General features: G+C 26.9%; 24 protein-coding genes and 1 riboswitch. Of the genes, 4 read left to right on the top strand and 20 right to left on the bottom strand.

Features of this window, described 5'->3' with window-relative positions; genetic code table 11:
* Window positions 1-5: 5 nt before the first annotated feature.
* Window positions 6-923, bottom strand: a complete 918-nt coding sequence (gene metA, locus AAT22_RS05760; protein WP_047000547.1) for a homoserine O-succinyltransferase — start codon at window positions 921-923, stop codon at window positions 6-8.
* A 126-nt stretch (window positions 924-1049) separates the two neighbouring features.
* Window positions 1050-1151, top strand: a riboswitch (purine riboswitch).
* Between the two features lie 42 nt (window positions 1152-1193).
* Between metA and ade the strand changes: the two genes are divergently transcribed.
* Window positions 1194-2930, top strand: a complete 1737-nt coding sequence (gene ade / locus AAT22_RS05755; RefSeq protein WP_047000546.1) for an adenine deaminase — start codon at window positions 1194-1196, stop codon at window positions 2928-2930.
* Between the two features lie 64 nt (window positions 2931-2994).
* On the opposite strand, the gene AAT22_RS05750 is transcribed toward ade, so the two are convergent.
* Window positions 2995-3870 (bottom strand): LysR family transcriptional regulator, encoded by an 876-nt coding sequence (locus AAT22_RS05750; protein WP_047000545.1) that lies wholly within the window; start codon window positions 3868-3870, stop codon window positions 2995-2997.
* 120 nt (window positions 3871-3990) lie between these two features.
* Here AAT22_RS05750 and AAT22_RS05745 point away from each other — a divergent pair, with 120 nt between their 5' ends.
* Entirely contained in the window at window positions 3991-4572 is a 582-nt protein-coding gene (locus AAT22_RS05745) for a chromate transporter (RefSeq protein ID WP_047000544.1), read from the top strand.
* Complete coding sequence (locus AAT22_RS05740; protein ID WP_016208560.1) at window positions 4565-5128, top strand: chromate transporter; 564 nt, start codon at window positions 4565-4567, stop codon at window positions 5126-5128. The genes AAT22_RS05745 and AAT22_RS05740 overlap by 8 nt, the downstream gene beginning before the upstream one ends.
* A 109-nt stretch (window positions 5129-5237) precedes the next feature.
* Here the strand turns inward: AAT22_RS05740 and AAT22_RS05735 are convergent, their stop codons facing one another.
* The 12 genes from AAT22_RS05735 to AAT22_RS05685 form a co-directional block, all read right to left on the bottom strand.
* The gene (locus AAT22_RS05735; protein WP_016208561.1) at window positions 5238-6146 is read right to left on the bottom strand and encodes a helix-turn-helix domain-containing protein; all 909 of its coding nucleotides are present in this window, start codon (window positions 6144-6146) and stop codon (window positions 5238-5240) included.
* Window positions 6147-6307: 161 nt separating this feature from the next.
* Window positions 6308-6748: a DUF4004 family protein gene (locus AAT22_RS05730; protein ID WP_278279797.1), complete on the bottom strand. Its 441-nt coding sequence runs from the start codon at window positions 6746-6748 to the stop codon at window positions 6308-6310.
* A gap of 209 nt (window positions 6749-6957) precedes the next feature.
* Window positions 6958-8193, bottom strand: coding sequence for an NAD(P)-dependent oxidoreductase (locus AAT22_RS05725; RefSeq protein WP_047000543.1), 1236 nt, complete (start codon window positions 8191-8193; stop codon window positions 6958-6960).
* 38 nt (window positions 8194-8231) lie between these two features.
* Window positions 8232-9440 (bottom strand): [FeFe] hydrogenase H-cluster maturation GTPase HydF, encoded by a 1209-nt coding sequence (gene hydF, locus AAT22_RS05720; RefSeq protein ID WP_047000542.1) that lies wholly within the window; start codon window positions 9438-9440, stop codon window positions 8232-8234.
* 12 nt (window positions 9441-9452) lie between these two features.
* The gene (gene hydG, locus AAT22_RS05715; protein WP_047000541.1) at window positions 9453-10829 is read right to left on the bottom strand and encodes a [FeFe] hydrogenase H-cluster radical SAM maturase HydG; all 1377 of its coding nucleotides are present in this window, start codon (window positions 10827-10829) and stop codon (window positions 9453-9455) included.
* A gap of 34 nt (window positions 10830-10863) precedes the next feature.
* Complete coding sequence (gene hydE / locus AAT22_RS05710) at window positions 10864-11973, bottom strand: [FeFe] hydrogenase H-cluster radical SAM maturase HydE (RefSeq protein ID WP_047000540.1); 1110 nt, start codon at window positions 11971-11973, stop codon at window positions 10864-10866.
* 72 nt (window positions 11974-12045) lie between these two features.
* Entirely contained in the window at window positions 12046-12291 is a 246-nt protein-coding gene (locus AAT22_RS05705) for a TM1266 family iron-only hydrogenase system putative regulator (protein WP_016208566.1), read from the bottom strand.
* A 371-nt stretch (window positions 12292-12662) separates the two neighbouring features.
* The gene (locus AAT22_RS05700) at window positions 12663-13046 is read right to left on the bottom strand and encodes an NUDIX domain-containing protein (RefSeq protein ID WP_047000539.1); all 384 of its coding nucleotides are present in this window, start codon (window positions 13044-13046) and stop codon (window positions 12663-12665) included.
* 108 nt (window positions 13047-13154) lie between these two features.
* A complete protein-coding gene (locus AAT22_RS05695; protein ID WP_047000538.1) occupies window positions 13155-13928 on the bottom strand; it encodes a YdcF family protein in 774 nt (257 codons plus the stop codon).
* A 146-nt stretch (window positions 13929-14074) separates the two neighbouring features.
* Complete coding sequence (locus tag AAT22_RS19270) at window positions 14075-14212, bottom strand: clostri-philic family protein (protein ID WP_016208569.1); 138 nt, start codon at window positions 14210-14212, stop codon at window positions 14075-14077.
* Between the two features lie 72 nt (window positions 14213-14284).
* Window positions 14285-14701, bottom strand: coding sequence for a DUF3785 family protein (locus tag AAT22_RS05690; protein ID WP_052953915.1), 417 nt, complete (start codon window positions 14699-14701; stop codon window positions 14285-14287).
* A gap of 45 nt (window positions 14702-14746) precedes the next feature.
* Window positions 14747-16504, bottom strand: a complete 1758-nt coding sequence (locus AAT22_RS05685; RefSeq protein ID WP_047000537.1) for a helicase-related protein — start codon at window positions 16502-16504, stop codon at window positions 14747-14749.
* A 313-nt stretch (window positions 16505-16817) separates the two neighbouring features.
* Here AAT22_RS05685 and AAT22_RS05680 point away from each other — a divergent pair, with 313 nt between their 5' ends.
* A complete protein-coding gene (locus tag AAT22_RS05680; protein WP_016208572.1) occupies window positions 16818-17372 on the top strand; it encodes a hypothetical protein in 555 nt (184 codons plus the stop codon).
* Window positions 17373-17403: 31 nt separating this feature from the next.
* Here the strand turns inward: AAT22_RS05680 and AAT22_RS05675 are convergent, their stop codons facing one another.
* From AAT22_RS05675 to AAT22_RS05650, 6 genes are all read right to left on the bottom strand, one after another.
* Window positions 17404-18330, bottom strand: a complete 927-nt coding sequence (locus tag AAT22_RS05675) for a patatin-like phospholipase family protein (protein WP_016208573.1) — start codon at window positions 18328-18330, stop codon at window positions 17404-17406.
* A gap of 181 nt (window positions 18331-18511) precedes the next feature.
* Window positions 18512-18868: a 50S ribosomal protein L20 gene (gene rplT / locus AAT22_RS05670; RefSeq protein WP_016208574.1), complete on the bottom strand. Its 357-nt coding sequence runs from the start codon at window positions 18866-18868 to the stop codon at window positions 18512-18514.
* 26 nt (window positions 18869-18894) lie between these two features.
* The gene (rpmI, locus tag AAT22_RS05665) at window positions 18895-19092 is read right to left on the bottom strand and encodes a 50S ribosomal protein L35 (protein ID WP_005211352.1); all 198 of its coding nucleotides are present in this window, start codon (window positions 19090-19092) and stop codon (window positions 18895-18897) included.
* 20 nt (window positions 19093-19112) lie between these two features.
* A complete protein-coding gene (gene infC / locus AAT22_RS05660) occupies window positions 19113-19625 on the bottom strand; it encodes a translation initiation factor IF-3 (RefSeq protein WP_040437019.1) in 513 nt (170 codons plus the stop codon).
* 264 nt (window positions 19626-19889) lie between these two features.
* Window positions 19890-20204: a rhodanese-like domain-containing protein gene (locus AAT22_RS05655; protein WP_051993180.1), complete on the bottom strand. Its 315-nt coding sequence runs from the start codon at window positions 20202-20204 to the stop codon at window positions 19890-19892.
* A gap of 113 nt (window positions 20205-20317) precedes the next feature.
* Complete coding sequence (locus AAT22_RS05650; protein WP_016208577.1) at window positions 20318-21619, bottom strand: homoserine dehydrogenase; 1302 nt, start codon at window positions 21617-21619, stop codon at window positions 20318-20320.
* Between the last annotated feature and the right edge of the window lie 101 nt (window positions 21620-21720).

Below are 21720 nucleotides of genomic sequence, written 5' to 3'. Positions count from 1 at the left end.
GCAATTTATTCAATATTTTCAAGTTTAAATGGAGTATTTTGATAAATACAATAATTTAGCCAATTTCCAAAGACTATATTTGCACTTCCTCTCCATCTAACCATTGGAGTTTCTTTTATATCATCCTTAGGAAAATAGTTTTTTGGTATATCAATATCTTTTCCATTATTAATATCTCTTAAATACTCACTTTTCAATGTGTCTCTATCATATTCTAAATGACCGGTTATAAAGATTTGTCTTTTATCTTTTGTAGCAATTATAAACAATCCAGCTTCTTCTGATTCCGATAATATCTCTAGATTCTCATTTTTCTCAATATCTTCTTTTGACGTTGTAGTATGTCTAGAATGTGGTGCATAGAAAATATCATCTAATCCTCTAGTTAAATCCTCATTAATTTTATTTACCCTATGTTGAAATACTCCAAATATTTTCTTTTTTAAAGCTTTTTTACTTATATTGTGATGATAATATAGTGCTGCTTGTGCACCCCAGCATATATGAAGTGTTGAGAAAACATTGCTTTTACTCCATTCCATTATTTCTTCAAGTTCATTCCAATATGTTACATCCTCAAACTCTATAGTTTCAACAGGTGCCCCAGTAATTATTAACCCATCAAACTTTTCATTTTTCACTTCATCAAAATACTTATAAAATTTTTTTAAATGCTCTATTGGTGTATTTTGAGATGTATAAGTTTTAGTTTGTAACAATGTTATTTCTACTTGAAGTGGAGTATTGGATAGATATCTTAGCAATTGATTTTCTGATTGAATTTTTATCGGCATAAGATTTAAAACTGCTATTTGCAAAGGTCTTATATCTTGAGTTTTCGCTCTTTCCATATTCATTACAAAAATATTTTCATCAGACAAGACAGTATAGGCTGGAAGATCTATTGGAATTTTTATTGGCAAGAATACCCCCTCCTTATAAATTATATTAAATCACAAAATATGGTAATTTAAAAGTTCTTTATTTTATTTATATCAGTACTATATATAATGAGATAATTTTTTTTGACAGTTTGGCTATTATTTCATATAATAGATAAAAATAACATTCTTATAAGCCTAATAATATGGTTTAGGCGTATCTACTATACTACCTTAAATAGTATAACTATGAAGTTTTAATCTAGATGAGGTTGTTTATTATTATATTTAAATATACTCTGAGGTGAATTTATGAATAAGAAAGATTTTATATCTCAAATTAAGGCTTCAAGTAAACATGAAATATGTGACTTAGTTATTAATAATATAACTATTGTTGACGTATTCCAAAACAGCTCCTTTGTTGACAACGTTGCTATTAAAAATGGTGTTATTGTTGGGTTTGGTAATTATAAAGGCATAGTTGAAATTGATGGTACTGGTAAATTTATTTGCCCTGGTCTTATAGATGCTCATGCCCATATTGAATCATCCCTTGTAACCCCAAAAGAATACTATAAAGCAGCTTTGTTACATGGAATCACATCTATAATTATTGACCCTCATGAAATTGCTAATGTACTAGGGGATAAAGGTATAAGACTTATTATGGACCTTGCTAAAGATACACCTTTTGATTATTACTTTATGCTTCCTTCATGCGTTCCAGCCACTTCTTTTGAAACTTCTGGTGCTATATTAGAAAGTGGTGACTTATTTCCATTATATAATGAACCTAATGTCCTAGGTCTTGCTGAAGTTATGAATTTTCCTGCTGTTATAAATTGCTCTAATAGTATGCTTAATAAACTTTGGGATGCCAAATCAAATAAGTTTATTATAGATGGGCATTGTGCAGGTTTCACAAATGATATGCTTAATGTATACGCTACTGCAAATGTGCTTACAGATCATGAATGCTGCTCTATAGAAGAAGTTACTCATAGGCTTAGACGTGGTATGTATGTTCATATTAGAGAAGGTTCCGTTGCAAAAAACTTAAATGAATTAATAAAATCTGTTTCTATTTCTAATAGTAGAAGGATATGTTTTTGTACAGACGATAAACATATAGATGACTTAATAAAAAATGGAAGTATAGATAGTTCTATACAAATGGCTATTTCTCATGGCTTATCACCTGAAACTGCTATACAAATGTGCACATTAAACACTTCAGAATGTTATTCACTAAAATACAAAGGAGCTATTGCCCCTGGATATATAGCTGATTTCATAATTTTAGATGACTTATCTAACTTTAAAATTAACTCAGTTTATAAGAAAGGTTCTTTAGTTGTAAAAGATAATAAATTAGTTGCTACTACTTCTAATAAAATCTCTAAATTCCCTAAATTAAATAATATTAATATAAATGAATTTACAGCAAAAGACTTAGAAATAAATTTGCATAATAAAACAAAGCTTAATGTAATTGGAATTAATCCAAATAAACTTGAAAGTGCTCATATAAAAATTGATATAAATACTTTAAAAAATACAAAATCATTTCAATGTGATGTAGATTTAGATTTATTAAAAATAGCTGTAATTGAAAGACATAAAAATACTGGTAATATTGGTCTTGGAGTAATAAAAGGTTTAAACTTAAAATATGGGGCAATTGCCACAACTGTTGCTCATGATTCTCACAACTTAATAACCTGTGGAACATCTGACGAAGATATCATATTTGCAGTTGAAGAGTTGAAAAAAATAAATGGTGGAATTATAGTTGTTAAAAACAAAAAAGTATTAGCATCAATTCAACTAGAAATTGCTGGATTGATAACTTCAAGAAAATCTCAAGAAGTTGTTGATGATTTAGAAAAGCTACATTTAGCTATAAAAGAAGTTGCTCCAGATATTAATTTTAATCCATTCCTGACTTTATCATTCTTATCACTGCCAGTTATTCCTGATTTAAAAATAACTGATAAAGGATTATTTGATGTAAGAAAATTTGAATTTACAGAAAATGCTTATTAATATTCTCTAGGACTTTAAGTAATAAATTATAAAAATAGTCTATAGACTTTTTTGAAGGACAAGTCTATAGACTATTTTTTATTATATTTATTAATTCCTTGAAACTATTAGTTTGTACTTTTCCTTTATAAAAAACAATATGATTTATATTAGATAAATTAAGCTCATTAACTTTAATTTCAACAAGATTTCCTAAATTAATTTCATTTTCAACTAATACCCTAGGTAATACTGTTATCCCTAAATTTTCTTTTGCAGCTTCTATCAAAACTTGAGAATTAACACTTGTCCAACTGGGATTTACTCTTATATCATGTAATAGCATGGCACTATCAAAAATATCTCTAATAGAACTTCCCTTTTCTCTTAATAGTAACTTTTCTTTTACTAACTCACTTAACGTTATAGGTTTTTCTTTTGCAAATTTATGTTTATTAGAACAAGCTACTACTAATTCATAATAAGAAAAAGGTATTCTTTCAAGTTCTTCATTATAAACAACTCCCTCTATTAACCCTAAATCAATTTCATTCTTACATAACATATTTTCAATACTTCTAGCATTATCTACTATAATTTTTGTTGGAGTAGATTTACAAACGCCTTGAAATTTCCCTATTATAGTAGGCAAAATAAAGTTTGCAATAGTTATACAAGATCCTATCTTAATAACAGCATTATCTTCTAATTCTTTAATATTTTTATCTAAATCATCGTATAAGTCTAATAGCTTTGTAACCTTTGTAAGAAATAATTTACCTGTCTCATTTAAATAAACTTTTCTTGAAATTCTATCAAATAAAGATACTCCTAAATAATCCTCTAACTCACTTATAGCATGGGAAACTGCTGGCTGCGTCATAAATAACTTTTCAGATGCCTTAGTGACACTTTCCTCTTCGCATACTGTTTTAAAAATACGTAAATGCCTAATCTTCATTTTCCCCTCCTAATTCATTACTAAATGTTTATATATTATATAAAATTATACTATTATACTTATCCTATGTCCATGCTATATACTTATAAGCATAAGAGTAAATCATAAGGAGTGCATGGCATGAAAATTAAAAGTTTTAAGCTATATTTTTCACTTTTTAAGGTGACATTTTTAGTCAGTTGCTTCAGCTTTGGTGGAGGCTACGTAATTATTCCATTATTAAGAAAGTATTTAGTTGAAGATATGAAACTGATAAATAATGAAGAGCTACTAGATATGGCAGCAATAGCTCAATCGAATCCAGGAGCCATTGCTGTTAATTTATCCTCACTAATAGGATATAACCTTTTAGGTGTAAAAGGAGCTATTATCACATGTATAGGTACGGTTTTACCTCCTTTATTAATATTATCTATTATATCTTTCTTCTACGAAGCATTCAGAAGTAATATGATTATTTCTTCAGTTCTTAAAGGAATGGAAGCCGGTGTTGCAGCTACAATTGTAGATCTAGTTATTGATATGAGCCAAGATGTATTTAAGAAAAAAAATTTATTACTATCACTTTTAGTTCCTCTATCATTTATAGCTAGCTTCTTCTTTAATGTAAATGTACTAGCTATTATTATTTTTGGAGTAATAGTCAGCCTTACTCAAGTATATGTTAAGAAGAAAAAATTAGGAGGACTCAGAAATGATTAATATCCTTATTACCTTATTTTTAAGCTTTTGGCAAATAGGTTCTTTTAGTATTGGTGGTGGCTATGCTATAATGCCTCTAATTCAAGACCAAATGGTAAATAAATATGGTTGGCTTACTATTCAAGAATTTACTGATATTATTACTATATCTCAAATGACACCAGGTCCCTTATCAATTAATGCTTCAACTTTTGTTGGCCTAAGAATAGCTGGAATCCTTGGTGCAATATTAGCTACCTTCGCTTGCGTAATTACTGGTGTAATTATTTCTATTTTCTTATTTAATTTTTTTAAAAAGCATAATGATATCGAAGAAATTGCAAATATTTTAAAAGGTCTTCGTTCAACTTCAATTGGTCTTATTGCATCATCTGCTTCCTCTATAATTTTAATTGCATTTTTAGGTAGAACTACACTAAGTGGAAATTTGAATAACCTTAACATATTTGCTATTATAATTTTTTCTATTTCACTATTTTTACTTAGGAGATATAAGTTTAATCCATTAACAATTATAGCATTAACAGGCTTTTTAGGTTTGTTTATTTATATATAACTATTATAGATATCAATATACATGATTATAAAAATAACCATAATAAGAAATCCTAATACTTATTATGGTTATTTTTTAATTTTACTTATTTTATTAATTTTTCATTTAATTAATTTCTTTTGCTGTTCATATATAAAATATAAAGGAAAGTAGCTTCCTTAAAATTACGTATATCAAATCCAGTTTCCTTTTTAATTTTTTCAATTCTATACATTAATGTATTTCTATGTACATATAGATTTTTAGATGCTTTAGTTAAAGATAAGTCACATTTTAATATTTCTTCAATTGTTTGTATTAATTCATGACTTAAGTTTTTAAATATATCCTTATATTCTTCCTTTAACTCTTGTACATATTTATCTGATAAATTAAAAATAGCCTTTTCTAAATACATTTCTTCAATACAATATATTTCAGGCTTTATTTTGAATTTTCTTCCTATTTCTAAGGTTTGTACAGATTTATTATATGCTTTTTTAAATCCTTCGAATGTATAGTCTAAATTACTTATACATATTTTTATATTTATTCCTAAAGTTTGAATAATTGTTTCCTTTAATGAAAGAGCATATTCTTTTTCATCTTCTAAATTCCCAATTACAATTATTCTATCGTAGATTTCTCCAATATAAACATTATTATCGGAATATGTATCCTTTACTATTTCTAAAACTTCATTTTCTTTAATAGCTTCAATAAGTAACATTTTATTTGCTTTAGTTATTGATGGATCTAACAATACATCCCATTGCTTTTTCCCTTCAAGCAATTCTTCTATTATATTTTCTTCTGTTATACATTTATTTAATATATACTCAATTGCTGGTATTATTCTAATATCATCTTGTTCTAAAATCAATTTATAAATTTTATCTTTTACAGATATTTTTCTCATAACCTTTGATTCCGTTGTTGGTAAATTATCAAAAATTTCATTGTTACTAGAATCTAATAATCTAACCCTAATATTAGTTTTTTCACATACTTCATTTAATAGTTTTACAATTGCTACCATATATTCCTCCTCTTTGAGTTTAAATCCTTCTCATACTTATATTATATATATGTTTCAATTAATAATCTATATGATTAACATAATAAATTAGGTAGTACTTTCTTAATTATACTTAATTTTTAAACAAAAAAGTTATAGGTAGCCCTATAACTTTTTTTCTTCTACAATCTTTTTATTTCCTCTATAACTTTATTAATATTTATTTTTGCAAGATTAATAGATGAATCATCGTTAAACATATCAATATTATCTACTACTATATAGTAATAGCATACCCCATATTTCCTTTTTATGATAAGCTCATAATCTCTATTATCTATTTTCTCATAATCTCTATTTGCTAATATTGTTATTTCCTTTATTTCTGAAATATTTAAACTTCCTAAATTGATAAGTTTATTATATATAAATAGTGAAAAAATATTGTTTTCTTCATATATATCTTTAGTATCAATTATCTCTTCATAGCGTGTTATTATTTCTCTTGATAATATATTGGTTAAATAATCTCGAGTTATTTTTATATCTTTTATATTATTAGAGAATATATAGGCTAAATCATCTAAAGATGCCTCATCTTTCATTTCAATTATCTTATTTATTCTTTCAATATTAACGTAACATTGTTACATTGTAAATAGTTTTTTTATAATTTATAGGAAATTTAAAAATTTTTACTTTTTGTTTCACACTATTAAAAAAAGGAGAAACTAATAGTGTTATCTCCTTTTTCAAATTGTTTAAATTAATATAATTAAAATTTTCTCTTATAATCTATATTTAATTATGCATACACTCTACTTCACTGAATTTACTTATTTTTTTGAATGTATTTTTCTATTTCTTCTGCAACTATTTTGGCATGGGATGCTGCTCTAACCACAGTTTTAGCTCCGGTAACTACATCTCCTGATGCAAAAACTCCGTCTCTTGTTGTATGACCATATTCATCTGTTAATAGAAGCCCCCACTTATTTGTTTCAAGTCCTGTTGTATTTGAAACAATATTATTCTTTGGAGATTGACTTACAGCAATTATTATTGAATCACATTCAAATATTTCTTCTTTTCCTTCAATAACTATAGTGCTGATTTTTCCATCTTCATCTACAACATTTTCTGTTTCTATATATTTAACTCCTTCTTCTGTTAACTCTACAGGAGACTTAAACAACTCAAACTTAATTTCATCTGAAATTGCTCCTTCTAACTCAGCTTTTGTTGCAGGTATATTTTCCATTCCTTTTCTATATAAAATATATACTTCTTTAGCACCATTTCTTTTTGCTGTTCTTGCTGCATCCATCGCAACATCTCCAGCTCCTATTACACATACTTTATTTCCCAAGTTATAAACACTAGGTGATTTTAAATAATCTATTGCATAATGTACATGCCCTAAACTTTCGCCTTTTATATCTAATGTCTTAGGATTCCATACTCCAGTACCTATAAATATAGCTTTATATCCATCAAAGAAAAGTTTATCTAAGGTTAAAACAGGTCCAACTAATGTATTTGGTCTTATTTTAACTCCTAACTCAATTAATCTTTCTTCATAATGATCTATAATACTATTGGGAAGTCTAAATTCTGGTATTCCATATCTTAATACTCCACCTATTTTGTCATGTGAATCAAATATAGTAACTTTATATCCTTTTTGCGCTAATATGAATGCTATAGTTATTCCAGCTGGTCCTCCACCTATTATTGCAATTCTTTCTTCTAATTCTTTTTCTTTTTCAAGCTTTATGTTTTCTAAATAATATTTTGATACATGCTTCTCTATATCACAAAAGCTTACTGGTTCGTCTTTTATTCCTCTAATACAATTTCCTCTACATTGGTCTTCATGAGGGCATACTATAGCACACACTAATGATAGTGGATTATTTTGAAATAAAATTTCCCCAGCCTTTGCTATTTGCCCTTCTTTAAATAATTCTATAACTTCTGGAATAGAAGTATTTATAGGACAGTGTGCTTGGCATCTTGGTTTTTTACACATATAACATCTATTTGCTTCCATTGCTAATTCCTTCATAATTAACACTCCCCCTTTTCTTTAGTTAAATTCAGTCTTTATATTATATCATCATACTTAATATTAAATAAAGATAAACTTCTTTCCAAAATTCCATTTAAATATGCCAGTACAATTCCATAATTAGTTATCGGAACATTTTTTTCTCTACATTGATTTACTCTATTAACTACAGTTTTCCTATTAATCATACATGCTCCACAATGAATTATTAAATCATATTTATCCATATCCTCAGGAAAGTCATGAAAAATACTATAATCATATGTTAATTCTGCTCCAACATAGTTATTTAATAGCTTTGGAATTTTTACTCTTCCAATATCTTCATGAGAAACATTATGAGTACAGCTTTCTGCCATTAATATTCTTGAGTCTTTATTTAATTTTTTAATTTGTAACGCTCCCTTTACAAACTCTTTAAAGTCTCCCTTTTGTCTTGCAAATAGCATTGAAAAACTTGTTAGATTTATATTTTTAGGAACAATCTTGTCAACTTCTTTAAATGCTTGGGAATCTGTTATTACTAAATCTATATCTTTTATATCTTCAAGTGCACCTTTAAGTTCTGTATCTCTAACAACATAACTCTTTATTCCATGATCTAAACAATCTCTTATGCATTGTACCTGTGGTAGTATTATTCTTCCCTTTGGAGCTTCTGAGTCTATTGGAACAACTAAAACTACTTTACTATTATAGTTAAGCAGATCCCCTACTATTGGAAGTTCTTCTTCTTCCTGTTTTAATATGTTTATGAGTTTTTCTTTTAATAACTCTATTCCTTCACCTGTTTGTGATGATAAAAATATTGAATCATTGAATTTACTTTTTAATTCTTCTAATATATTTTCTTTTACACTATCGCATTTATTTATAACAATTATATAAGGTATATTATATTTTTTAAAATTTCTCTTAATTTCTTTAAACTTTTTCAAATCAATATCATTAATATCAAAGATATAAATTGCTACATCTGTTCTTTTAATAATATCTAATGTTTTTTTTATTCTTATTTCCCCAAGTTCACTTTTATCTTCAAACCCTGCTGTATCTATCATCAAAATTGGTCCAACTGGTATAAGCTCCATGGCTTTTTGAACTGGATCTGTTGTTGTCCCTTCCTTTTCTGAAACAAGCGAAATTTCTTGACCTAAAAATTTATTTATTAATGATGATTTTCCTGCATTAGTTTTCCCAAACACTGCAATATGCTTCCTATTTGCATTTGGTGTTGAATTCATGGTAAACTCCCCCTATATATATAAATCTCTTTGTCCTTTTCTTAGTTTTTCTAAGTTACTTTTTAGTACATTTTTTATATCTTCTCTTTTTATATTCTCTATTTCTTTACTTATAACTTTTTCTGATTTTTCTAATATTTCCTTATCACCATAATCTAGAGCAAATTCTAATAATGTAGCCATTGCGTTAGGTTCACACATATTTTGAATTTCTCCACTTTTAGCAAGAGTCATAAATCTTTCTCCAGTTCTTCCTTTTCTATAGCATGCTGTGCAATAACTTGGAATATATCCATCATCTAAAACTCCCTTTAATACTTCAAGAGGAGTTCTTTCATCTGATGTTTTAAATTGAGAAACTTCTTTTCCTTCTTCTCTATCCTTATAGCCTCCAACACCTGTACTTGAACCTGCACTTAATTGTGATACTCCACATTTTAATAATTCTCTTCTCATCTCTGCAGTTTCTCTTGTTGACATTATTATGCCTGTAAATGGTACAGCAATTCTTACTATTGCAACTAATTTTTTGAACATATCATCATCAACTATATGAGGAAATTGCTCTAAAGTCATTCCTTTAGCTGGCTTTAGTCTTGGCATTGAAATGGTATGGAATCCTACTCCAAACTTTTCTTCCAAATGTTTATTATGCATCATAAGACCTATAACTTCAAATTTAGGATCAGATAAACCAAATAAAACTCCTGCTCCAACATCATCTACTCCAGCTTCCATTGCTCTATCAAAAGCTGTTAAATGATAATTGTAGTCTCCTTTAATTGATTTGGGATGCATTTTTTCATAAGTTGGTTTGTGATATGTTTCTTGGAATAAAATATAAGTTCCTATCTTAGCTTCATTTAATTTTTTATAATTCTCAACAGTTGTTGCTGCTATATTAACATTTACTCTCCTTATTTCTCCATTTTCATTTTGAGTTTTATAAATTGTATCTAAACATTCTAATACATACTCTATTGGAGCATTTACAGGGTCTTCTCCAAGTTCTAAAGCAAGTCTTTTGTGTCCCATTTTTTCAAGAATTTTAACTTCTTCTCTTACTTCTTCCATAGTTAATTTTCTTCTTCCAAATTCATTACATCTTTGATATCCACAGTAAACACAATTATTTACACAATAGTCACTTACATATAAAGGAGCAAACATTACAACTCTTTTCCCATAAATTGAGTCTTTAATTTCTCCTGCTAATTTATATATTTCTTTCAAATCTACCTCATCTTCTACTTGAAGTAATACTGCTATATCTTCATATGATAATCCCTCTCTCTTCTTAGCTCTCTCTAAAACAGCATTTATTTCTTCTTTTGTTGCATTCTTAGCTTCTTCTAAAATTTTTTCAATATACTCATGATCAATAAACATATAAAACACTCCTATAACTTATAATTTATTTATTTTAATTTATTATCCTTATATTTTCAGCTCTGATTTTTTCTTGCACAAATTTATATCCATGCTCTTTTTCCCAGGCTACATTATCACCTCTTGTTACTTCAACGTTAAATCCAGCCCTTCTTATCCTTCCTTCGATACACTGCCTACATTCTGCAGCCTCATCTCCAGTGCATATTTTCCCATCATAAAGTGAATATTTTTCCCTTACACTAGTTGGTGATAAATTAGGCATAACTACATTTCCTCCTGCTTTTATGCCTTTTTCTCTACCTGTTGAATCTATACTTCCAAGAGCAGTTGTAGATGGCAATAAAACATTAGGCAATAGCAATCTTACTAATGCTAACATTGTAGTTGTTTTTTCTAGTGTTCCAGCTTTATTATTTTTAAGAGGAGTATCCTTATGGGGAATAAACGGACCAATTCCACACATATGAGGCTCCAACTCTTTTACAAATAGTAAGTCATTAACTAAATCTTTATTAGTTTGTTTTGGAAGCCCAACCATAAAGCCTGCTCCCACTTGATATCCTATTTCCTTTAGATTTTTTAAACACTGCCTTCTTTCTTCAAAACTAGCTCCTGGATGAAGTTCATCATAAAGTTCCTTTGTAGCTGTTTCATGCCTCAATAAATATCTGTCAGCACCGGCCTCAAACATCTTCTTATAAGATTCATAACTTCTTTCTCCTAAAGATAATGTTATTGCATTATTGGGGTATTTTTCCTTAATCATTCTTATTATTTCTATCATTACTTCATCTGTAAAATAATCATCTTCTCCACCTTGAAGAACATATGTCTTATAGCCCAGCCTGTCCCCAATATCAACACATTCCATAATATCTTCTTTTGTTAATCTATATCTATCTGCTTCTGTATTACTTCTTCTTATTCCACAATAAACACAGTTTCTTTTGCAGAAGTTTGTAAACTCAATAAGACCTCTCATATAAACCTTATCCCCATAAGTTTTCATTCTAGTTTCATGAGATTTCTGTATTAAATAAGTTTTATCTTCTTGATTTAGATTATCTAATAAAAAAATAAGTTCATCCCTACTAGCATTATTAAACTTATATAGCTTATCTATAATATTTTTAACTACCATATACACTCCTCCAAAAATCCATTGATAGATACTTTATTATGTTTATTTTTATTATGTACTTATACTTTTTTACTACAGCTCTTTCTTACTAATAGCTGTTTTAACTGTTACTCCTTTAATATTTCCAAGTTTTCCTGTTAAACTATTAATTTCATTTAAGTCACCTGTAACAACTATAGATATAATTGATATTTCATTTTCTAGTGGTATCCCCATCCTACCTTTAATACTTCCTCTAAAGCTTGCAACAACTTCATTAAATTCAGCATTACATTTATTTGGATCTTCTAAAATAGCACTTATAACCCCTATTTTCATAGTTACCTCCTTAATTTTGTAAAGCAAAATAAAAGTCTACTTTCTTAATTCAAAGAAAATAGACTTTTTATATTAACAATAAAATTTATAGCATTATAAAATAAACTAAGCGTATGCTTAATTTATAAACTTTTATTCTTAATAAATTATTTTCTACTATCTTTCAAATTAGATTTCTCTTTTTTGTTAGATGTTATATTTTTATTTAAGTATATAGATAAATATTAAAACAAATGAATAAAGACTTTTTCTCTAAACAAATGAATTTATATTAATCTTATTAATTATATGATAATTATTCCAGTTTATGATGTCAATAGAACTTCATCTTTCATTAATAAATAGATGTTCTCTAAAGACATCACTTCTTGCTATTTATTATAATACATTAAAATTTTATCTTTTTCTCCTGGAGCTAAATTAAAATTATCTAATTCTTCTAAACTTACCCAAGCTCCTTCAACTATATCATTTCCATATGTAACTTGTGTCTTTAGTTCTCCTTGATAAACTGCATATATTTCTTTATTTTCTTCATTTACTATATTATCTATTTTCTCTACATTAAAGACTATAGATTTTAAATCTTCCTTTATAGCACGTGAAATACATTTTTCTTCGGATTCTCTTCCTTTTAATTTTTTCCCTACATTGTACCAAAATTCCTGTTCATTTTTCTTTACTTTCTTTTTTACAATAAATACATTTTTAAAATCATCCTTAATCACTATTGAACAGGAAGTAACCTTAGACATATTATTTCCCCCTTATACCTCGTCTATATTCTTAATTACTTATATTATTTCTTACCTAATCTAATATTCTACAATAATTTTCTTTTACCTTTATATAATTTTATAAATTTATTTTTTTATATCTATTAAATAAGATTTAATTACTGCTAGTAACTCTCTAGAATACATAACTGGAACTAATAAAGGTAATGTGTTGTTTGTATAAAAGCTAACTGTATTATAATTTAGTTTTTTTGCTATCATATTACTTCTAAATGCATGAAAATCTGAAGTTATTATTTTTATATCTAAATCTGATATACTCTTAGATGTCTCATTTTCTAATATATCTTTTGAAAATAATAAATTTTCATTTGTATTTGTAGACTTTTTTTCCATTATTATCAATTCTTCCTTTATTCCATTATCTACTAAATATTTTTTCATTGCTTGCGCCTCTGATATATCTTCACCTGGACCTTGTCCCCCTGATACTATTATCTTAGGTTTCTTGTCTTGATTATTAATATATTTAATTGTTGTATCTAATCTTTGTTTTAATGTAAGGCTCGGCCTTTTTCCTTTAACTCCTGCACCAAGAACTATAACATAATTAGAATAACTATTATCTTTTTTAGGAAATATAACTATTGCACATTCTATAATCATAAAAAACAAAATAATAGCTATTATACAGTATTTACCTATATTAATTATTTTTTTGCTTTTGAATTTCTTATTAAAATATTTTCTCAATTTATTTTTTATATAATGATAAATAATTAAAATAACTCCTAATGCAAAGAAAACTTCACTAAAAGTTATTTTCCCAAATAATAGGTTTATGCTTATAGAATATATAATTATAATTGTTCCTATTATCAAGTCTAATTTCTTACTCATAACCAAGCCCCTTTATATTTATTCTCATTATATATTATCATAATTATACATTTTTATAACAATTTAATATTAACCTTAACTTAATATTAAGAATTAAAAAATAGCTAAAATTATAAAAATATAATCTTAGCTATTTTAAGTTTAAATTATTTTATTGGTTCTCCATCAAAATCTGTATATTCATTTTTATTTTTATCATTTCCAATATTATTTTGATTTTCATGTAACTTTTGTCTTCTTAATCCCTTTTGCATAGGATTTTTACTTTTTGTATTCCTTGACATATAAAACACATCCTTTCAAAAGTATTTTATACCCTAAAAATTTTTTAATACATCATTTATTTACTTTATAAATTACAGTTCAAATTCTTCTACTTCTATAGAATACATACCACAATTTTTACAAACTATTACTGTAACTAAGTAACTCTTATCTACTATACCTTCTCTATTTAGCCTAGTGAAAGATTTTTTATCGTATTGATTATCTATACTGCTTGTAATAAATTTATTATTTTTTCCATAAGCATAAAAATAGAACTCTAAGAAGTCAAAAACTTTCTTTTTTTCTTCTTTTCCTGCCCTACAATTGCTACAACAACTTTCATAATATGCATTTTGAAATTCTGCTTCATTGCTATTTGAAAGTAATTCTAATACCTTTTCAGTATCAAATTCTTGAAGTTCTTCATTTTCATCATTTGCAAAATATTCTAAGTTTTCCTCTTCTAAAATATATTCCTTGTCTTCAAATTTAAATTTATATATCATTTTATCTTCCTTTCAAGATTAGTTATTTTACTTTTATTATTTTAACTAAAGCCTAACTAATATTTCGTTTATCTCTTCACTTACTTTAAGCCTTTCTTCATGTATCCATTTAAAATCAAATTCCAAATTGAATATTTTACAAAATGAATAGTAAATATTTATCCTTTGATAATAGCATTCAAGTTCATCTAAATTTCCCTTAAAACATTGTGGTCTAGTTATTGTTTTATTTTTTATAACAAATAACTCTTCAACATAATCTAAGAATGTATTCATAAGTTCTTCTTTTGATATATCAAATGGTATTTTTAATAGATCCCACTGAACTTCTTCCTTCAACTTATATCTCTTAATACTATCTAATATAACTAAATATTCATTTATATCCATTTTCCTATAATAATCTATAGATTCTTCCCTCGTTGCCCATAAAGCTAATTTTTCATTAAGAGGTAAGCTTTTAATATTTAATATAGCTTCTGAAGGTCCTATCACAGCTGAATTTATGATTTTATCTCTTTCTTCTAGCTTCTCTTTTATAAATTTCTGATTATCTCTTACAGTAGCTACATAGCCAATCTCATATATACCTTTTCTACCGGCTCTACCTGCAACTTGCTTTATTTCTTGTGATGTAAGATACCTTATTTCTTCTCCATCAAATTTTTGTATATCTAAAAATACTATTCTCTTTATTGGAAGGTTAACACCCATACCTATAGCATCAGTAGTTATAAGAACTTTATTTTCTTTGCTTATAAACATATCATATTGTTTTCTTCTAACCTCTGGAGGTAAATCCCCATAAATTATACTAGTTTTTATACCTAAATCCGAATATTGCTGCGCTATTTGTAGAACCTTTTTCTTAGAGAATACAACTATAGCATCTCCCTCTTCTGCATTATTATAGTTGAAATTATTTTCTTGAACTTCTAATGGAATACTTCGTTTATATTCTTTAAATTCATAATCATCATTACAATCAGTTACTATTTTCTCTACTACAGCCTTAGCATTTAAAGCTCCACAAATATGGATTTCATTGCACCTAAGTCCAAGCAAGGCTCTACTCCAAGCTGCTCCCCGTTGAGAGTCATCTATCATTTGAATTTCATCTATAATTGCTATATCATATTCTTTTTTTAAATCTACCTTTTCTATTGTACAAGATGTATGTGTTGCTCCCTCTTTTAATATTTCTTCTTCTCCTGTTAAAAGATTACAAGGAATATTATTATTATTTAATTTTTCATAGTTTTCTAATGCTAGAATTCTTAAAGGTGATAAATAAACACCTTTTTTAGCCACTTTTAATCTTTCCATAGCTGTATAGGTTTTACCTGTATTAGTTTCACCTAGATGTATATAAATCTTTCTCTTTATATTTCTTGCTAATTTGTATTCATCTTTAGGATTACTTGGGAAATTTTCTTCAAACTCTTTAGAAATAAGCTTTGGTATATGTTGCTTTGTTAATACAGACATAAATCCTGAGTTTATAAAACTATTATAATTTCCTCTTATTACTTGATAGAAATCGAAATTTGTATTGTTCTTTTTATTATAATCATCCAGTAATCTTTTAGAGACATATTCCAAAAGTTCTTCATATCTTTCATTTATATCTGAAAACTCTTTAAATCCTTCGCTTTCCATTTCTTTTAATTGTCTTATCTTTTTCCTTAATGAAGATTCTTGTTCAATTAAAGCACCTACTTTTGAATTATGTGCTATTTCTTCTATTTGACCAATCTGTGATTTTAGCTTTTTAAATTCCCTTTGCATTGCATTCTTTTTCAAATAACCACCTCTTGCATTAAATTCCTATTGTAAAAGATCCATTTATAAATTATAATATCTTATTGCTAAGCATATTTCTAGTTTATATTAATTAATCAAATATTATTTATTTTTTATAATTATTATTTATTTAATTATAAAGCTTCATTAATATATCATTGACATAATATATATATATTAACTATTAAATATTTTTAATAAAATTTGTATTTTTTCAGATTTTCTTAAGGATTATTTAAGATTTATAATATATAATCATATCTATAGAATGCTTTTATATTATTATTTATTATTTGGGGGATGATTTTACAATATGAAAAATAAACATATTTACTTAGTGTTTTCAAATACTGGTACGCTACTTTCAAAATGTATTAATTACTACACAAAAGACGAATATGTACATGTTTCCTTGAGTTTTGATGACTCCTTCAAAAAAATGTATTCATTTGGAAGAGTCTTTCCACAAATTCCTTTTATAGGTGGACTTGTAGAAGAAAACTTACAAGATGGTGTATATAAAAGATTTCAAAATAGCAGATGTGTCATTTATAAAATTAGTGTCGATAATAACCAATATAAATTATTAAAAGAAGAACTTAAAAGCTTCCTAAAAGAGCAAAAAAAATATAAATATAGTCTATTAGGATTAATTGGAGTTGCTATAAATAGACCAATGAAAAGGGACAACCATTATTTTTGTTCAGAATTTATTTCACACCTTTTAATTAAAAGTAACATATATGACTCTGATAAAATTCCAGGCCTAACAAAGCCTAGTGATTTATTAAATATTAGTCATAAAGAATTTATATATGAAGGCCTAACTTATGAATATAATAATGTTTATTCAAATTTAATATATTAAAAAACTGAGAGTATCATCTCAGTTTTTTAATTTATAAACCTATGCTGATATCATCTTTTTTATAATGTCTTACTATACTTTTTATAAAGTTATATATTTTAAATAACCTGGGAAACTTTTCTTCTTCTTCTACTTTATTTTTAAATTCTGTCATTTGCATAATTGGCTCTAAAAGAGATATTGTATCTTCGTATCCTTCTCTTATTCTATTTTTTTTAGCTTCTTCATCTAAATTTAATGTTCCATTAATTACACTTTCATTTAAATTTCTTGGATATATCTCTATTATTTTAGTATTGGGATATAACGCTTTATCAACTTTTGCTTCTTTAGATAATAATACTACTATTATAATATCACACCCTTCTCCATAAACGGGTTGTATAGGTGTATTATCACAAATACCTCCATCTATATACTTACATCCAAAAAGCTCTGTAGGCTCATATATTAATGGGAGTGATGCGGATGCTATTATAATTTCTTTTCCCAATTCTTCATTAAAATCATTTACTTTAAAATATTTTACTTTAAAATCAGGCAATTCAGTACAAGCTGCATAACAAACCTTATTGTTTTCCTTCATCATATTAATATTTAAATACTTGTCTACTATATTTCTTGCACCTTCTTTAGATACTGCACCTTCTTCTATTTTTTGATTCATATACTTTTTAGCTATATTTAAATTTCTTCCTCCTAATATAAGACCTACTCCCTTTTTGAATAACTCAAATTTACTAATAGGAATTAATTTATCTATTGTTACTTCTTCCCATAAGGATTCAGCATCTTTTATATTATCTTGAGCAAATAATACAGCATTAAAAGCTCCAATTGATGTTCCTGAAAATACAGTTATGTATTTATGAATATTTAAATATACTAATGCCTTCCAAACTCCAAGTTCATAAGCTCCTTTTCCTCCGCCACCTGATAATACTAATCCTATTTTCACTTTAATCCCCTCTTTTTTTAATCTTTGTAAGTCTTATATATATTATATAACTACCATATAAATTTTGTTAATCAATATATTCATTAACTCTACTAAAATATTATTTTTAAGCTTTAAATTTTTTTATAAAATAAAAACACCTTAAAATATTAACTTTAAGGTGTTTTATAAATAGTATAAACTACTTAATTGAGCTCTTTGCTAATTCTACTAAATCTGCAAATGCTTTTGGATCGTTTATAGCTATTTCTGATAACATTTTTCTATTCATATCTATTCCAGCTAATTTAATTCCATTCATAAATTTTGAGTATGAAAGACCATTCATTCTTGTTGCAGCATTGATTCTTGCTATCCAAAGTCTTCTAAAATCTCTTTTCTTTAATCTTCTTCCAACATAAGCATTTCTTAAAGCTCTTATTACTGATTCGTTAGCAGTTTTAAATAATCTGCTTTTTCCACCATAATATCCTTTTGCAAGCTTTAATACTTTTTTATGATTCTTACGAGCATTTACCGCTCTTTTAACTCTAGCCATGTTTAATCCTCCTAAAAACCTCTATATTATAGGTATGGTAATAATTTCTTCATTGCTTTTTCTTGAGTAGTTGAAACATAAGCAGCTTTTCTTAAGTTTCTCTTTCTCTTAGCACTTTTCTTTGTTAATATATGACTCTTAAAAGCTTTCGCTCTTTTTAACTTTCCAGTTCCAGTTTTCTTAAATCTCTTTGCTGCACCTCTGTGGGTTTTCATTTTTGGCATGATACTTATCTCCTCTCAAGTTACGCTTTTTTAGGGCCTAAAACCATTGTCATGTTTCTACCTTCATGCTTAGCAGGCTTTTCAACAACACAAACGTCTTCTAATTTAGAAACAAAGTTATCTAATATTTTTTGTCCAATATGTCCTAATTGTGCTTCTCTTCCTTTAAATCTAACAGTGATTTTAACTTTATCCCCGTCTAATAAAAACTTTCTAGCATTTTTTGCTTTTATTGCAATATCATTTTCTTCAATAGTAAGACTGCATCTTATTTCCTTAAGAACAGTTACCTTTTGCTTTTTCTTAGCTTCTTTTTCTTTCTTTGATTGCTCATAAATATACTTACCTAAATCCATAATCCTACACACTGGTGGATTAGCATTTGGAGAAATCATAACTAAATCTAATTCTTTCTCTTCCGCAATTTTTTGAGCTTCCTTTGTTTGAAGTACACCTAATTGATTACCTTCTGAATCAATCACTCTAACTTCTTTAACTCTTATAGCTTCATTACAAGTAAAATCCTTACTTATACCAAGTCACCTCCAAAATTTTAAATAAAAACACAACAAAAATAGAGGACATATTATGCCGCCCTCTAGTATCTTATAAAAACCTAACTAAACTTATAGCTAGAAATTAATACAAAATTACATACCCTACTAAGCATTGCCGTAAGGTGAGAAACGGCTGTTTCTTCTTAAATACATCATTCATTGTATCATTGTTTTTTTGTTGTGTCAATCTTTTTACATAATTATTATTTACAAATATAGCATATATTATACCAATATATTTTATTCTATAGCTCCTGTATAATCTAAGATTCCGCCTCTTAAATTATATAATTTTTTAAAACCTTCTTCTTCCAACATAGCGCATGCTACACTACTTTTGGCTCCTACTTTACAATATACTAAAATAGGCTTATCTTTAAAATCTTCTAGTTCCTCTAGTTCCCATTCTAATTCATCTACAGGTATATTTTTAGAGTTAACTATTCTTGACTTTTTGAATTCACTAAATTTTCTTACATCTATTATTAATAATTCTTTACTATCTTTAATTAACTTCTGAGCTTGTTCATTATTAATTAATTTTATGATACTCATTTTTTCACCTCTTGATTTATTATTATAATACTTTAAATTTATATATACAACTTTCAATATAAAAATAAGAGGCACTATCGCATAGACAGTCCTCTCTTAATTTATAACTTATACTAATTAAATTCTTCCATTCTTATTATATTGTTAATTTTATAAACTGAATTTAACTTGCAAACACTATCTATTGAATTTAAAATATTGCCCTCTTTTGTGTAGTGTGTTACTAAAACTAACGTCACTTTATTTTCATTTTCTATATCTCTACCTCTTTGAATTACAGAAAGCAATCCAACATTCATTGAACCGAAAACTGATGTTATTTCACCTAAGACCCCTGGTCTATCTTCTACTGTTAACCTTATATAATATTTGCTTATGACCTCTTCTATATTATATAACTCTTTATCCCATAAATTGTTTTTTACCACTGTATTAATATTATCTATATCAATATTACTTCTTAATATTGATACTATATCTGATATAACTGCACTACCTGTTGGTAAATCGCCAGCACCTCTTCCATAAAACATCAAATCTCCAACTGCATTCCCTTTTATGAATACAGCGTTAAATGAATCATAAACATTGGCTAATGGATGATTTTCAGGTATCATAGTTGGATGAACTCTAAGCTCTAATTTTCCAGCATTATCTTTAACTATTGCTAATAGCTTTATAACTTTTTTAAATTCTCTTGCATACTGTATATCTATTGATTCAATTTTACTTATACCTTCTCTATATACATTTTCAACTTTAATTTTAGTTCCAAATGCTAATGAAGAAAGGATAGCTAACTTATATTGAGCGTCAAACCCTTCAATATCTGATGTTGGGTCTGTTTCGGCATATCCCATTTCTTGAGCTTGCTTCAAAGCTTCATTAAAACTTAAGTTTTCAAATTCCATTTTAGTTAATATATAATTAGTTGTTCCATTAACTATTCCATATAACTTTTCTATTTTATTAGCTGTTAAACTTTCGTTTATACCATTAATTATTGGAATTCCGCCTGCTACACTAGCTTCATAATTAAACATAACTCCTTGACTATCAGCTTTTTGAAATAATTCATCTCCACCTGTTGCTAGAAGCATTTTATTTGCCGTAACTATATGTTTTCTTTTATTCATAGATTCTAGCATATATTCTCTAGCAGGTTCAATCCCTCCCATTACTTCTACTACAATTTTAATAGAATCATCATTGATGATATCATTAAAATCTGTTGTTAAAAGCTCGCTAGGAACTTCTACCCCTCTTTCTTTTTTTAGATCTCTAACTAGAATTTTACTTACTTCAACTTCGTAGCCTGATCTTTTCATAATTTCTTCTTTGTTCGAATTTAGTATCATCCAAACTCCACGCCCAACATTGCCTAGCCCCAATAAAGCAATTTTAACTTTTTTCATCTTTACTCCCCCTTATACTACTTATTGCTATTATTGATATTATACTAATTAATATATTTTTTTACCATATATAAATATTTTTTCATCAATATTTTTATAAG

Origin of the sequence: Clostridium sp. C8 (genome assembly GCF_001010885.1) — a bacterium.
Lineage (GTDB): Bacteria > Bacillota > Clostridia > Clostridiales > Clostridiaceae > Clostridium > Clostridium sartagoforme.
This window is presented reverse-complemented; position numbering and strand designations above follow the sequence as displayed.

Excerpts from the sequence above, each read along its gene's own strand:
- ade (WP_047000546.1), top strand. The coding sequence starts at position 1,194 with ATGAATAAGAAAGATTTTATATCTCAAATTAAGGCTTCAAGTAAACAT.
- AAT22_RS05750 (WP_047000545.1), bottom strand. The coding sequence starts at position 3,870 with ATGAAGATTAGGCATTTACGTATTTTTAAAACAGTATGCGAAGAGGAA.
- AAT22_RS05745 (WP_047000544.1), top strand. The coding sequence starts at position 3,991 with ATGAAAATTAAAAGTTTTAAGCTATATTTTTCACTTTTTAAGGTGACA.
- AAT22_RS05740 (WP_016208560.1), top strand. The coding sequence starts at position 4,565 with ATGATTAATATCCTTATTACCTTATTTTTAAGCTTTTGGCAAATAGGT.
- AAT22_RS05735 (WP_016208561.1), bottom strand. The coding sequence starts at position 6,146 with ATGGTAGCAATTGTAAAACTATTAAATGAAGTATGTGAAAAAACTAAT.
- AAT22_RS05725 (WP_047000543.1), bottom strand. The coding sequence starts at position 8,193 with ATGAAGGAATTAGCAATGGAAGCAAATAGATGTTATATGTGTAAAAAA.
- hydF (WP_047000542.1), bottom strand. The coding sequence starts at position 9,440 with ATGAATTCAACACCAAATGCAAATAGGAAGCATATTGCAGTGTTTGGG.
- hydG (WP_047000541.1), bottom strand. The coding sequence starts at position 10,829 with ATGTTTATTGATCATGAGTATATTGAAAAAATTTTAGAAGAAGCTAAG.
- hydE (WP_047000540.1), bottom strand. The coding sequence starts at position 11,973 with ATGGTAGTTAAAAATATTATAGATAAGCTATATAAGTTTAATAATGCT.
- AAT22_RS05705 (WP_016208566.1), bottom strand. The coding sequence starts at position 12,291 with ATGAAAATAGGGGTTATAAGTGCTATTTTAGAAGATCCAAATAAATGT.
- AAT22_RS05700 (WP_047000539.1), bottom strand. The coding sequence starts at position 13,046 with ATGTCTAAGGTTACTTCCTGTTCAATAGTGATTAAGGATGATTTTAAA.
- AAT22_RS05695 (WP_047000538.1), bottom strand. The coding sequence starts at position 13,928 with ATGAGTAAGAAATTAGACTTGATAATAGGAACAATTATAATTATATAT.
- AAT22_RS19270 (WP_016208569.1), bottom strand. The coding sequence starts at position 14,212 with ATGTCAAGGAATACAAAAAGTAAAAATCCTATGCAAAAGGGATTAAGA.
- AAT22_RS05690 (WP_052953915.1), bottom strand. The coding sequence starts at position 14,701 with ATGATATATAAATTTAAATTTGAAGACAAGGAATATATTTTAGAAGAG.
- AAT22_RS05680 (WP_016208572.1), top strand. The coding sequence starts at position 16,818 with ATGAAAAATAAACATATTTACTTAGTGTTTTCAAATACTGGTACGCTA.
- rplT (WP_016208574.1), bottom strand. The coding sequence starts at position 18,868 with ATGGCTAGAGTTAAAAGAGCGGTAAATGCTCGTAAGAATCATAAAAAA.
- rpmI (WP_005211352.1), bottom strand. The coding sequence starts at position 19,092 with ATGCCAAAAATGAAAACCCACAGAGGTGCAGCAAAGAGATTTAAGAAA.
- AAT22_RS05655 (WP_051993180.1), bottom strand. The coding sequence starts at position 20,204 with ATGAGTATCATAAAATTAATTAATAATGAACAAGCTCAGAAGTTAATT.
- AAT22_RS05650 (WP_016208577.1), bottom strand. The coding sequence starts at position 21,619 with ATGAAAAAAGTTAAAATTGCTTTATTGGGGCTAGGCAATGTTGGGCGT.